At 70.6% G+C, this 13,859-nt stretch carries 5 protein-coding genes; 3 read left to right on the forward strand and 2 right to left on the reverse strand.

Annotation, left to right across the window (positions count from 1 at the left end; genetic code table 11):
• The first annotated feature begins 108 nt into the window (after positions 1-108).
• Positions 109-7,545 carry an SDR family NAD(P)-dependent oxidoreductase gene (locus tag ACXJ1Y_RS09215; RefSeq protein ID WP_463849735.1) on the forward strand — a complete coding sequence of 2,479 codons (7,437 nt, stop codon included), beginning with the start codon at positions 109-111 and terminating at the stop codon, positions 7,543-7,545.
• A 2-nt stretch (positions 7,546-7,547) separates the two neighbouring features.
• Positions 7,548-8,912, forward strand: coding sequence for an aminotransferase class I/II-fold pyridoxal phosphate-dependent enzyme (locus ACXJ1Y_RS09220; protein WP_463849736.1), 1,365 nt, complete (start codon positions 7,548-7,550; stop codon positions 8,910-8,912).
• A 68-nt stretch (positions 8,913-8,980) separates the two neighbouring features.
• Here ACXJ1Y_RS09220 and ACXJ1Y_RS09225 read toward each other — a convergent pair whose 3' ends face one another.
• Complete coding sequence (locus ACXJ1Y_RS09225) at positions 8,981-10,165, reverse strand: polysaccharide biosynthesis/export family protein (protein ID WP_463849737.1); 1,185 nt, start codon at positions 10,163-10,165, stop codon at positions 8,981-8,983.
• Between the two features lie 290 nt (positions 10,166-10,455).
• Here ACXJ1Y_RS09225 and ACXJ1Y_RS09230 point away from each other — a divergent pair, with 290 nt between their 5' ends.
• Positions 10,456-11,820 (forward strand): capsule polysaccharide biogenesis protein, encoded by a 1,365-nt coding sequence (locus tag ACXJ1Y_RS09230; protein ID WP_463849738.1) that lies wholly within the window; start codon positions 10,456-10,458, stop codon positions 11,818-11,820.
• A gap of 15 nt (positions 11,821-11,835) precedes the next feature.
• Here ACXJ1Y_RS09230 and ACXJ1Y_RS09235 read toward each other — a convergent pair whose 3' ends face one another.
• Positions 11,836-13,812: a capsule polysaccharide biogenesis protein gene (locus tag ACXJ1Y_RS09235; RefSeq protein ID WP_463849739.1), complete on the reverse strand. Its 1,977-nt coding sequence runs from the start codon at positions 13,810-13,812 to the stop codon at positions 11,836-11,838.
• Positions 13,813-13,859: the final 47 nt, after the last annotated feature.

Genomic DNA, 13,859 nt, shown 5'->3' on the forward strand with positions numbered 1-13,859 from the left:
TCCCAGCGCGAGGTTGGACACCGCATTGACGCCATACTAAGGGACCAGATGGTCCTCACTCGTCGAGAGCCGAGCCACCTTACCTTCACGAGCGCCCGCGAACCGAACGTGACACAACGCACAGACATCGCGATCGTCGGACGCGCCTGCCGACTCCCTGGGGCGCCGAGCGTCGAGGGCCTGTGGCAGCTGCTTTCGGAGGGCCGCTGCGCGGTCACCACCCTGCCCCCGGACCGCTTCTCCCTCGAACGGTTCCTGCATCCCCGCGCCCATGAGCGCGGCAAGAGCTACACCTTCGCGGCGGGCGCGCTGGAGGATGTGTGGTCGTTCGATCCCACCGTGTTCGGCATCTCGCCCCGCGAGGCCGAGCAGATGGATCCGCAGCAGCGGATGCTGCTGGAACTGACCTGGGAAGCCCTGGAAGATGCCGGCCTGCGGCCTTCCGCCGTCGCGGGCAGCCAGATCGGCGTGTTCGTCGGCGCCTCGTCGCTGGATCACGGCAACCTGCGCATCATGGATGCGCCCTCGGGCGACGCCTACACCGCCACCGGCAATACGCTCTCGATCCTCTCGAACCGTATTTCGTACATCTACGACCTGAAGGGTCCGAGCTTCACCGTCGACACGGCCTGCTCGTCCTCCCTCGTCGCCTTCGACAACGCCGTCCAGGCGATTCGCTCCGGCCGGATCGACACCGCCATCGTGGCGGGCGTGAACGTGCTGGCGAGCCCGTTCAACTTCATCTGCTTCTCCGCCGCGCAGATGCTCTCGCGCACCGGCCTGTGCCAGGCGTTCTCCAAGAACGCGGACGGCTACGTGCGCTCCGAGGGCGGCGTGGTGCTGGTGCTGCGCTCGGCCGAGGCCGCACGCCGCGCCGGCTCCACCGTGCGCGCGGTCGTGGCGGCCTCCGGCGTGAACTCCGACGGCCGCACCACCGGCATCTCCCTGCCCTCCGGCTACGCCCAGGCGGCGCTGCTGGAGCAGGTCTATCGCGAGGCGGACATCGCCGTCGATGACCTCGCCTTCATGGAGGCGCACGGCACCGGCACGCCGGTCGGCGACCCCATCGAGGCGTCGGCCATCGGCACCAAGCTCGGCAAGGGGCGCGGCGTCCCGCTGCCCATCGGCTCGATCAAGTCCAATATCGGCCATACCGAGCCGGTCTCGGGACTCGCCGGCCTGATGAAGGCGACGCTCGCCCTCGAGCACAACCTCGTGCCGCCCTCGCTGCACGCCGCCGAACTGAACCCCGAAATACCCTTCGGCGACCTGAACCTGCACGTCGTGCGGCAGGCGCTGCCGATCACCCGTGGCAGCCGCCAGCGCTTCGCGGGCGTGAACTCCTTCGGCTTCGGCGGCACCAACGCCCACGTCGTCATCACCGATGCCGACCCGGTCCCGGCCGTGGCGGGCGAGGCGGCGCGTGCGCCGCAGGTGCTGATGATCTCGGCGCAGAGCCGCGCCGCCCTCAACGAACTGGCCCTCGATTACGCCGAGCGCTTCGAGGCCGAGCCGGAGGCCGTGGCCGAGGTCGCCGCCGCGATTGCCCACCGCCGCGAGCGGATGCCCGCGCGCCTCGCCGTCTCTCTGGATGGCCCGGCCGGCGTGGTGTCGGCCCTGCGCGCCGTGGGCGAGGGCGAGGATTCCGAGGTAGCCCACACGGGCACCGCCGTGGACCGCGCCGCCGAGGTGGCCTTCGTCTATTCCGGCAACGGCAGCCAGTGGGCCGGCATGGGCCGGGAGGCCTACGAGCTGAACGCGGTCTTCCGCGAGGCCTTCGACACGATCGACACGCTGTTCCAGACCTACGCCAACTGGTCGCTCAAGGACGCCCTCTACGCCGACGACCTCGATGAGCGGCTCGCCCTGACCAGCGTCTCGCAGCCGCTGATCTTCGCCATCGAGAGCGCCTCGACCACCTCCCTGCGCGCCAAGGGCCTCGTGCCGGCCTACGTGCTCGGCCACAGCGTGGGCGAGATCGCGGCGGCGGAAGCGGCCGGGATCCTCACCCTCGAGGATGCGGTCAAGGTCATCTACTACCGCAGCCACCATCAGGAGACGACGCACGGCCAGGGCACCATGGCGGTGCTGCTGATGCCGGTGGAAGAGGTGCCGGCCTTCCTCAAGGATTTCCCGAGCCTCGACCTCGCGGCGACCAACAGCCCGAAGGCCGTGACGGTGGCCGGGCCGGTGGCCGACATCGACGCCGCGCTCAAGGCCCTGTCGCGCAAGCGCCGCCGGGGCCGGAAGCTCGACCTCGCCTACGCCTTCCACGGAAGGCTGATGGACCCGACCGAGAAGCCGCTGCTCCGTGACCTCGCCGGCCTGCGCCCGCAGGCGGGCGGCACGGCGATGATGTCCACCGTGACGGGCACGAAGCTCGACGGCTCGACGGTCGGGCCGACCTACTGGTGGCGCAACATCCGCGAGCCGGTGCGCTTCAGCGACGCCGTGCAGGAGGCGACCCGCCAGGGCGCCCGCGTGTTCGTGGAAGTCGGCCCCCGCGCGACCCTCATGTCGCATGTCGGCGACGCGGTGGAGCCGCTGGGCATCGAGATCGCCACCGTCGGCGTCATGCACCGCAAGGCGTCCGGTAGCGATCCCATCGCCAAGGCGGTGAACGCGGCCCTGGTGCTCGGCGCCGCCGTCGATGACGACAAGCTGTTCGGCTCCGCGCCGCGCGGCGACGTGCGCCTGCCGACCTATCCCTGGCAGCGCCGCCCCTTCCGCCTGAACGACACGACCGAGAGCGTCGGCGCCCTGAGCCCCCGCCCCTACCACCCGCTGATCGGCTCGCGGGCCGAGGCGGATGGCCTGGAATGGCACGGCTACGTCGATCCCGAGACGCTGCCCGAGCTGGAGGATCACCGCGTCGAGGGGCAGGTCATCATGCCCGGCGCGGGCTTCGTGGAAATGGCCCTCGCGGCCGCCCAGATCGCGCTGCGCGACGATTCCGTGGTGCTCTCCGAGTTCGAGATCGTCGCGCCGATGATCTTCGCGGAGGACGCCCTGCGCGAGGTGACGGTGCGCCTCGCCGGCTCCGGTAACGGCATTCAGGTGCTGAGCCGTCCGCGCCTGACCCAGACGCCCTGGCAGCTTCATGCCCAGGCGAAGATCGTCGAGGGCGCGTTTTCGGCCCCGCGCAAGCCGGACCTCGACGGGTTCGACTTCGACACGGCGGGCGACCACGTCCTCTCCGGCGAGGCCCTGTACGGCCGCGCCGAGGCGGCGGGTCTCGGCTTCGGCCCGAGCTTCCGGCAGGTCGCCATGGCGGCGCGCCTCGATGAGGCGACGATCGTCGCCGACCTGAAGCCCGCCGAGGCCGATTCACGCTTCACCCTCGTGCCGTCGCGGCTCGATGCCTGCTTCCACGGCCTGATCCTGCTTTTCGCCGACCTCCTCGGAGACGGCGCGGGCAAGGCCTACATCCCCGTGCGCTTCGGCGAGATCCGCCTCGTGCGGCCGGGTGCCGTCATCGCGCGGTCGGTGATTCGTACCCGCCGCGCCAACGAGCGCTCGATCCTCGCCGACTTCACCCTGCTCGACGCGGAGGGCGAGGTCATCGCCACGATCCGCGAGGGCCGGTTCCAGGCGCTGCGCACCAAAAGCGGCGACGAACTCGCGGCCTACGCGATTACGCAGCGGGCGGAACTCGCCACCGAGCCGACGGCGATCCCGATGGAGCGCCGCCCGAGCGTGGCGGCGCGCCTGCGCCCGCTGACGCAGCCGGTGAAGGGCTCGGCCGACGCCACGCTCTCGCCGGGGCACCTCCTGCTCGAAGGCTGGGCGACGTCGCTCGCCTTCCGCCTCGCCAAGGGACTGGCGCAGAAGTCCGGCCATGTGGCCCTGAGCGATCCCCGTTTGCCGGCGGCGCTGCGGCCCTGGCTCGTCAACGCCCTCTACGCCCTCGAAAGCAGCGGCCTCGCCGAGCACGAGACCGATGCGTGGCGACTCGGCGACGGCTCGGCCCTGCCCGCGCCCGACGAGATCATGCGCTGGATCGCGGCGGACCATCCCGACCTCTCGGCCGAACTGGTCCTGATCGCGGATGTCGGCGCCACGGTGGACCGCATCCTGGCGGGCGACGTCACCGACCTGCCGAACCTGCCGCAGAGCGCGGTGGATGCCTTCATCCTGCGTTCGGCCACGTCCCGCCACTCGGCCAACACCCTGGCAAGCCTCTTCGACGGGGCCCTCGGGCAGCTTCCGAAGGAGCGGGCGCTGCGGGTGCTACAGGTGGGCTACGGCCCGCTCTCGGCCCAGGCCGCCGCCTTCGCCACTTCGGCCGAGGCGCGCTTCACCATCTTCGAGACCGACCGGCGGCTCGCCGAGCGGGCGCGTCTCTCCTTCGGCCGCGCCGCGACCCTGATCGAGTCGGCCGACGAGCTCACGGCCGGCGGGTTCGACCTGATCATCGGCGCCGGCAGCCTCCACCGGGGCGAGCGCGGCCTCGTGGGCAATCTCTCAACGGCCCTGGCGACGGGCGGCCTGTTGGTCGCCGTGGAGCCCGGCATCTCCCTGTTCCGCGACCTCGTCTTCGGGCTCACCCCCGATTGGTTCGAGGACGGGATGGGTGGCCTGCCCGTGGGCCGGCTCGACGATGTCGGCGGCTGGCAGCGCACCCTGAGCGCGGCGGGCCTCGTCTCGGTCTCCGTCGACCGGGCGATCTCCGGCAACGGCGACGACCTGCTCCTCGTGGCCGAGGCTCCGGCCCGTCCGGTTCCGGCCGCCGCGCAGAGCTTCGCCTTCATCATCGGTTCGGACGACGATTTCGCCGCCGAGACCGCCTCTTCCCTGGCGACCCTGCTGGTCGCGGGCGGCGTCCATGTCTCGATCATCCTCGATTCCGAGACCTCGCTGATGGAGCTGGAGAAGGAGACGCCGGACACGGTGGTCTTCCTGGCCGGCGCCTTCATGCGCGGCGGCGAGGCGGCCGAGCGCCTGCGCGACCGCTGCCTGAGCCTGAAGCGCTGCGTCGAGCATCTCGGCGCCCGCCAGACCTGCCTCTGGGTCGTGTCGCCCGGCGCCACCCGTGATCGCGGCGGCCAAGCCACGAACGTCGAATCCGGCGTGTGGGCCTTCACCCGCACCCTGGCGAACGAGGTGCCGAACCTCGACATCCGCCGCATCGACCTCTCGCCCGAGATGTCCTCGAAGCGCGCCTCAGAGCGCCTGCGCGACCTCATCCTTTCCGGCACGCCGGAGACGGAGATCGTGCTGGACGACGAAAGCACGCAGGTCGTGCGCTTCCATACCGGCCGGCCGCGCCACCGCGACCCGGCCGATACCGTGCCCGCCCCCGCCGCGCGGCTGGAGCGCAGCAACACGGGCGGCCTCAACGAGATGGTCTGGGGCCCGGCCGAGCGTGTCGCGCCCGGTCGCGGCGAACTGGAGATCGCCGTCGAGGCGACGGGCCTGAACTTCCGTGACGTGCTCTGGGCGCTCTCGATGCTCCCGGAGGAGATCCTGGAGGACGGCTTCGCCGGCCCGCGCCTGGGCCTCGAATGCGCCGGCCGCGTCACGGCGGTCGGGCCGGGGGTGAAGGGCTTCAAGGTGGGCGACGCCGTCGTCGCCTTCGCCCAGTCCGGCTTCTCCACGCATATCGTGGTGCCTGATCTTGTCGTCGCGCCGATGCCGCAGGGCGTCGATCCGATGGCGGCGGCGACGGTGCCGGTGGCCTTCCTCACCGCCTACTACGCCCTCGTCTCCTGTGCCCGGATGCGGCGCGGGGAGTGGGTGCTGGTTCATGGCGGCGCGGGCGGCGTCGGCCTCGCGGCCCTGCAGATCGCCAAGCTCAAGGGCGCCCGCGTCATCGCGACGGCGGGCTCCCGCGAGAAGCGCGCCCTGGTGAAGGCGCTCGGCGCCGAGCACGTCCTCGATTCCCGCTCGCTGGCCTTCGTGGACGACGTGCGGGCCATCACGGGCGAGGGCGTCGACATCGTGCTGAACAGCCTGTTCGGCGAGGCGATGGAGCGCTCCCTCAACGCACTCCGGCCCTTCGGGCGCTTCGTGGAATTGGGCAAGCGCGACTACGTCGCCAACACCCATATCGGCCTGCGGCCCTTCCGCCGGAACCTCAGCTATTTCGGCGTCGATCTCGATCAGGTGATCCAGCACCAGGGTGACGACGGCGCGCGGATGTTCCGCGAGGTGATGGCGCTGTTCAACGACGGCGGCCTGAAGCCCCTGCCCTATCAGCCCTTCACGGCGGCCGAGACCTCGGACGCGTTCCGGCTGATGCAGCAATCCGGCCATATCGGGAAGATCGTGATCAGCCCGCCCAAGGCCGGCACGGTCCTCAAGGATGTCGCCAAGCCCTTCACCGTCTCGGGTGAGGGCGTGCACCTCGTCACCGGCGGTCTCGGCGGCTTCGGCCTGGAGGCGGCGCGCTGGCTCGCGGATCGCGGCGCCCGGCACATCGTCCTCTCCGGCCGCAAGGGCGCGACCACCGACGAGGCCAAGGCGCTTCTCGCCGAGCTGACGGAGCGCGGCGTCAAGGTCGAGGCCAAGGCGGTCGACATCACCAGCCGCTCGGCGGTGGACCGGATGCTCGCCGAGATCGAGCGCGGCGGCGCCAAGCTCGCGGGCGTGATCCACGCGGCGGCGGTGCTTCAGGACGGCCTCATCGCCAACCTCGAAGTTTCGGCGCTCGACGCGGTGATCGGCCCGAAGGTGATCGGCGCCCAGCACCTCGACGCGGCGACCCGCGACCGGGCGCTCGACTACTTCGTGCTGTTCTCCTCGGCCACGACCTTCATCGGCAACCCGGGCCAGGGCTCCTATGTCGCCGCCAACGGCTTCATGGAAGGCCTCGCCCGCCAGCGCCGCCGCCGGGGCCTTCCGGCTCTGGCCGTCGCGTGGGGTGCCATCGGCGACGTGGGCATGCTCGCCCGCAACAAGGCCGTGATGGAGACCCTGGCCGGTCGCGTCGGCGTGACGCCGATGGAGGCCCGCCGCTGCCTCGACCTGATGGCCGACGCCCTGTCGAACCAGGGCACCGCCCCGGACGAGGCGGTGATCGCCATCGCGGCGATGCATTGGGGCAAGGCGCGCGAGCGGCTCGCCACCATGCGCTCGCCGAGCTACGCCGAACTCGGGTCCGACCAGCAGGCGGAGGCCGGCGCGGTCCAGACGATCAACATCGCCTCGCTGCTCAAGGGCTCCGACATCGACACGGTGCGCAAGACCGTGTCGGACGCGATCGTGGACGACATCGCCCGCATCCTGCGCCTGCCCAAGGACGACATCAGCCGCGTGCGCCAGCTCTCGGAGATCGGCCTCGACTCGCTGATGGGCGTGGAACTCGGCGCGAGCCTTCAGGAGCGGTTCGGCCTCGAATCGCCGCCTGCGGGGCTTTCGGCGGGCATGACCGTCAACGAACTGTCGGATTCCTTAATTCAGGCGGTTTCCGCGCCCATGGACGACACGGCGGGCGTCGCGATGAGCCTCATGGCCAAGCATATCGGCGGTGAGGTGAGTGCGAGCGTCATGGCCCCTCTGCGCGACCTGATCGAGGCGCGCGAGAACGAGAGCAAAGAGACCTAGCGATGACGCAATCTGCGCGGCCCGACGGTGGGCGTGCGGCCCTGGCCGGCTTCGTGACGAACCGCCTCGGGCGTGCGACCCCCCGGCCCGCCCAGGCCAAGGCGCCTGAGGCGTCGCGCGCGAGCGCGGCCCAGAACTTCGAGAACCTGCCGGGCTACCGGGAGCTCAAGCTCCAGCGCTCGGCGGCCGAACTGATCGGCCTCGGCAACCCGTTCTTCCGCGTCCACGACGCCAAGGCCGGCGCCACGACGCGGATCGACCAGAAGACCTTCACGAACTTCTCGTCCTACGATTATCTCGGGCTGAACGGACACCCGAAGGTCAGCGGCGCCGCCCGCGAGGCCATCGAAGCCTACGGCACCTCGGCCTCCGCAAGCCGCGTGGTGGCGGGTGAGCGCCCGGGCCATATCAGCCTCGAACAGGCGCTCGCCGCCCATTACCGCACCGAAGGCTGCGTGGTGATGGTGAGCGGGCACGCCACCAACGTCACGACCATCGGCGCCCTGCTGGAAGCCGGCGACGTCGTGTTCCACGATGCGCTCTCGCACAACAGCATCGTCACCGGCGTGCAGCTCTCGGGGGCACAGCGCCGCTCCTTCGCTCACAACGATCTCGACGCCCTGGAGAACCTGCTCCAGGCGACGCGCCACGAGCACCGCCGGGCGCTGATCGTGATCGAGGGCCTCTACAGCATGGACGGCGATGCCCCGGACCTCGCCGGCTTCGTCGCCCTGAAGAAGCGCTACGACGCGTGGCTGATGGTGGACGAGGCCCACGGCCTCGGCGTCACCGGCCGCACGGGCGCGGGCCTGTTCGAGCATTGCGGTGTCGACCCGAAGGAGGTCGACATCTGGATGGGCACCCTGTCGAAGACCCTCTCGGGCTGCGGCGGCTACATTTGCGGCCCGATCGCGCTCATCGAGTACCTGAAGCACTCGGCCGGCGGCTTCGTCTACAGCGTGGGCATGTCGCCGCCGATCGCGGCGGCCGCCGAGGCCGCGCTCGAGGTGATGCAGGCCGAGCCGGAGCGCGTGGAGCGCCTGCGCCGTAACGGCAACCTGTTCCTTGCCACCGCGCGCAAGCTCGGCCTCGATACCGGCTTCAGCCTCGGCCTCGCGGTGATCCCGGTGATCGTGGGCGATTCCCTGAAGGCGGTGACGCTGTCGGACCGGCTGTTCAAGCGCGGCATCAACGTGCAGCCGATCATCCACCCGGCGGTGCCGGAGCGTGGCTCGCGCCTGCGCTTCTTCCTGACCTCCGAGCACACGCCGGAGCAGATCACGGATACGGTTAATGCCGTCGCCGAGGAGTTGGCTGCCATCGACAAGGGCGGCTCGCTGATCGAGCAGCTTCTCGCCAAGCGCTGACTGGCACGATCGGATATGACAAAGGCCGCGGACCGTGAGGTCCGCGGCCTTTGTCGTTCGGGTTGGCCCTATCGCGAATAGCTGTACACGGCTGCGGCGGAGGCCACAGGCCCCGTGACGGTGGAGAAGACGCCCAGCACCTTCTGGATCTCGGTGAACGGCGCGTTCGAGACGTAGACGAGGTCGCGGTTGCGCATCCGGAACGCCTGCGCGGTGAACAGGCTGTTGGGGTCGCGCATGTCGATCCGGTACACCACCGGCACCAGCGGCGTGCCCGTCAGCTTCGAGCCCGGCGAAAGACGCCGCACGATCGCCGCCGGCTCGAACCGGAAGATGAACGTGCCGGCCGGGTCGGCCTGGAAGTCCGACAGGCCCCGCGCCTTGGCCAGGGCCTGCGCCAGGGTGATCCCGTCCGCCGAGAACGGCAGTTCGGTGGAGTTGCCGAGCGCCCCCACCGCCAGGAAGGTCTGCGGGTCGCGCACCAGCGTCAGCACGTCGTTGGGCCGCAGGTAGATGTTCTCCTTGGGGTTCGACACCACCGTGGTCAGCGGCACCGTCGCCGTGACGGGCCCGCGCGACAGCCGCACGAAGGTCTCGGAGACCGGCGAGCGCACGCCGCCGGCCGTGGCGATGACGTCGAGCAGGCGGTCGCCGTGGCCGGTCAGCGGCAATCGGGCGCCGGCCACGGCCTCGCCGGTCACGGTGACGGTCTGCGAGATCGGCTTGGTGACGGAGACGAGCACCTGCGGCTGGATGGCCTTGCCGGCGAGTTCGTTCTCGATGAGCGCCTGCACGTCCTGCGGGCGGCGGCCGGCGACGGCGATGCGGCCGGCATAGGGGACGGAGATGGCGCCGTCGCGCCCGACCGGCTGTTCGGGGATGAGGGCGGATTTCGAGCCGGCGGAGAAGCGGTCGGCGACGAGGGGGCCGGAGAACAGGCCGCCGGACCCGGCCTCCCAGACGGAGACGGCGACCATGTCGCCGATGCCGATGAGGGGTTCGGCGGAGGGGCGGTGATCGCCGAAGGAGGCGAGCAGGCTGTCGAGGGGCCGTCCGCGCAGGGCCTCGATGGTGGCGGGGTTGATGTCGATGATTTCGTAGCGGGCGAGCAGGCCGCCCCCGGACTCGGGCACCTCGGCGCCGGCCTGGATCGCCGTGGCCGTCGGCCCCGCCGCGGGCAGCAGCGTGCAGCCCGACATCGCCAGCGTGGCGATGCAGGCCGACGAAACGGCGAGGTTCCCCAAACGCATCATTCAGAAATCCGCTGTGCCGGGCCCGTCGACGCGGCCCGCCGCCCCATAAGGGGGCTGAAGGACTGCCATCAGCTTAACGGTGAATTGAGGCCGGTTCGAGGATCGCATCTTTCGCTGCCCGATGGCGTGCCATCTGCGCAACATTTATCCCCAACCCACCGCCGTGTTCTGCGCGACCATGATGCTGCCGCGTTTTTCGCGGCAGGACGGGATGACGGAACGCGGCGGGATTCGGCGCGACGGAGCGCCGTTCCGGCCCCGACGGTGCGCGATCGGAAAGTGTGGCTTTCATGGCATTGATCCCCGCCCCCGGCCCTCATGAGCGCGGCACCACGGGCAAGGCGGCCTCCCGCCAGGGCGGACGCCAGGTCTTCCTGTTCCTGCAGGGCCCGGTCACTCCCTATTTTGCCGACACGGCGAACGAGCTCGAAGCGCGCGGCCACCGCTGCCTGCGGGTGAACCTCTGCTTCGGCGATTGGCTGTTCTGGCGCCGTCCGGGTGCCGTGAATTACCGGGGCCGTCGGGAGAACTGGCCCGCCTTCATCGCCGACCTGATCGACCGCGAGGGCGTGACGGACCTGATGTTGCTCGGCGAGCAACGCTTCTACCACAAGGTGGCGATTGCGGCGGCCAAGGCGCGCAACCTCAACGTTACCGTGACGGATTTCGGCTATCTCCGGCCGGATTGGATCACCCTCGAGCGCGACGGCATGTCGGGCGACAGCTGCTTCCCGCGCGAGCCGGAGGCGGTGATGAAGCTGGCCGAGGGCCTGCCCGCGCCGGATCTGGAGCCCCGCTACGGCGACAGCTTCAAGACCCAGGTGATCTGGGACATCGCCTACCACATGCTCACCAACTGGCTGTGGTTCCTGTACCCGTTCTACCGCTCGCACCAGCTCTACCATCCAGGGCTGGTCTATCTCGGCACGGGCCTGCACATCCTGCGGGCGAAGTTCAGCTCGCCGAAAGTCGATCGGTTCGTCGGCCGGCTGAAGGCCGAGAAGGCGCCCTATTACGTGCTGCCCCTGCAGATGGAGAACGATTTCCAGCTGCGGGCCTATTCGCCCTATTTCGACTTCAAGGCGCCGATCCACGCGGTGGTCGCCTCCTTCGCCAAGAACGCACCGGCCGACAGCCGCCTCGTCATCAAGGCCCATCCCCTCGATCCGGGGCTTCGCAACTGGGCGCGGATCGTCCGCCGCTCGGCCGCCAAGCACGGCGTCGCGGGCCGGGTGGATTTCGTGGATGGTGGCAACCTCGCCGTGATGCTCGAAGCCTCGAAGGGCTGCATCACCGTGAACAGCACGGTCGGCCTCTGGTCGATGCGCGTCGCGGTGCCGACGATCACCCTCGGCACGGCGGTCTACGACATCGAGGGCCTGACCTTCCAAGGCCCCCTCGACCAATTCTGGACCGAGGCGAAGCCGCCCCGCCAGGACCTCTGGCATGCCTTCGTGCGGGCCATCGTCGGGCATATCCAGATCCGCGGCGTGTACTACGCCAAGGAGGGCCTCGCCGCTGCCGTGCAGGCGACCGCCTCGCGCCTCGACCTCACCGAGGGCGCGTGGCTCGAAATGCGCTCCCGCGCCCGCCGCAATGCCGCCGTGGCGGACCAGGCCGTCCCGGAGCACGGCTTCGAGTTCCAGAACGTCTGAGCCGGTCGGCGGCGCCTAGCGCCGCCGCAGCAGGTGGCGCGAGGCCAGCGACCAGACCTGCTTCATTGCCGCCTCGACGGTCGGCTCGCGCCGCATCAGCCCCGCATCGCCCTCCGACAGCCGCTGGATGATCACCTCCGGCGGACAGGGCAGGCCGCTGCGCGGATCGACGTAATGCGGGTAGACGATGAGCGAGGCCGCGACCAACTCGTCGAGGGTGATGCGCCGCGTCCGCCTCGGGCAGGCCGGGCTCTCGGTCAGGCCCCACCCCGCGTAGAACGGCAGCCCGTGGGTGGTGACGCTCCGGCCGCGCAGCAGCGCCTCGAACCCGATCAGCGACGAGATGGTCTCGACATGGTCGGCCGCGTCGATGGCGTCGGCCGCCGACACGTCGCGCAGGACGATGTCCGCATGGGCGGAGACTTCCTCCGGCGGCACCCAGCCCGGCCGTAGCCCGGCTTCCACGTCCGGGTGCGGCTTGAAGGCGATCACCGCGTCGGGATGGCGTTGGCGGGCGAGCTTCAGGAGGTCGGCGTTGCGGGCGACGGTGGCGCCGCAGAGCTTGATCGAGGCGTCGTTCTCCACCTGCCCGGCGACGAGCACGACCCGCGCGCCTTTCGGCAGGGCCGGCATCGGCGCCGCGCCGACATTGTACTTGCTGAGCTTGGCTTCCACGACCGCCGCGCGCAGGCGCTTGGCGCGGTCCAGCACGTCGGCGGGGAAGCCACCTTCTTCCAGCAGGCGTTCGAGGTCGCTCGGGCCGCTGGCGTCGTAATAGATGCCGGTGGCGTCGATGACGTGCGAGGCGCCGGGGCGCAACGCCACGCCGAGGCCGATGGAGCGGATGAACCCGTCCTCCATCCGCAACAGCGGCACGCCGGCCTCGCGGCAGGCGGCGCCGAGGCTGTCCGGCGCGCGGCTCGCCCAGGCGACGACCCGCTCGTAGCGGGCGATTTCGGCGGGCTTCGGCTCGTGCCGGGGGGCGGCGATGGCGGGAATCCGCCCCGGCGAGGCCAGCGCCCGCGACAGCCAGCGCCGCTTCCAGGTGGCGAAGCCGATGCAGAGGGTGCGGGCGGCGTTGGCGCGCTGCTCCTCCACGACCAGACGCAGGATCGCCGCCGCCTCCTCGAACCGGCAGGTCTCGCCGCCATAGGGCTCGAAGTAGCGCGAGCAGATCATGTAGACCGCCGCGAAGACTTCCGCCGGGCTGCGGCTGCGGCTGCGGCGGATCGGATCGAGCCGGTCGTCGGTGAAGCCCCATCCGGCATAGAACGGCACGCCGAAACAGCTCACCGGCCGCCCCGCCAGCGCCGCCTCGAAGCCGATATGGCTCGTGACCACGTAGAGCCGTGCGGCGGCTTCGATCACCGACCACGCCTCGACCGGCTCGTAGACGGCCCGCGCGCCGGAGGCCTCGATGGCCGCCCGTTCGAGATGGCCCATCGTGCCCGGCCGCGCGGCCGGGTCCATGATAACCACGCGGTCGGCCTCCGGGTGCTCGGCGGCGGCGGTCGCGAGCATGGTGGCGAAGCCCGTCTCGCTGGCGAGCCCGAACCCGATGGTCGGGTCCTTCTGGACCTGATCCACGATCACCACGAGGGGGCGTGCCGTGTCGCGCCCGTCGAGCAGGGTCGCGAGGTTGGCGCGGCGGGGGTCGTTGTCGAGGCTGAGGCGCGCCTCGCGCAGCAGGGCGATGCCGGCTTCCGCGCGGGCCAGGATCTCGTCGTTCTCCCAGCCGCCTTCCTGAAGGATGATCTCCAGCTCGCTGCGCGCGGTGGCGTCGTAATAGATGCCAAGACCGTCGACGATGGAGCTCAGCGGACGCTGCGTGCGGGCGCCGGGCAGGCGCAGGAAGCCCTCGTCCCAGCGGTCGGCATGGCCGACCCGGCGCGAGACCGGCTCGCTGCCGAGGCGCCGAACCGGGCGGCCGCCGGGCATCTCGATCTCCGAGAGCGTCCGGGGCCACAGGCGCTTGAGCTTGCCACCTTCCATCCGAGAATCATCCATCACCGGAACCGTTGAGCCGCACCCGCCGACGT

It is taken from the genome of Methylobacterium sp. TK26, assembly GCF_055361565.1.

Bases quoted from the DNA above. Each gene is read 5' to 3' on its own strand.
- ACXJ1Y_RS09220 (WP_463849736.1), top strand. From the start codon at position 7,548: ATGACGCAATCTGCGCGGCCCGACGGTGGGCGTGCGGCCCTGGCCGGC.
- ACXJ1Y_RS09225 (WP_463849737.1), bottom strand. From the start codon at position 10,165: ATGATGCGTTTGGGGAACCTCGCCGTTTCGTCGGCCTGCATCGCCACG.
- ACXJ1Y_RS09230 (WP_463849738.1), top strand. From the start codon at position 10,456: ATGGCATTGATCCCCGCCCCCGGCCCTCATGAGCGCGGCACCACGGGC.
- ACXJ1Y_RS09235 (WP_463849739.1), bottom strand. From the start codon at position 13,812: ATGGAAGGTGGCAAGCTCAAGCGCCTGTGGCCCCGGACGCTCTCGGAG.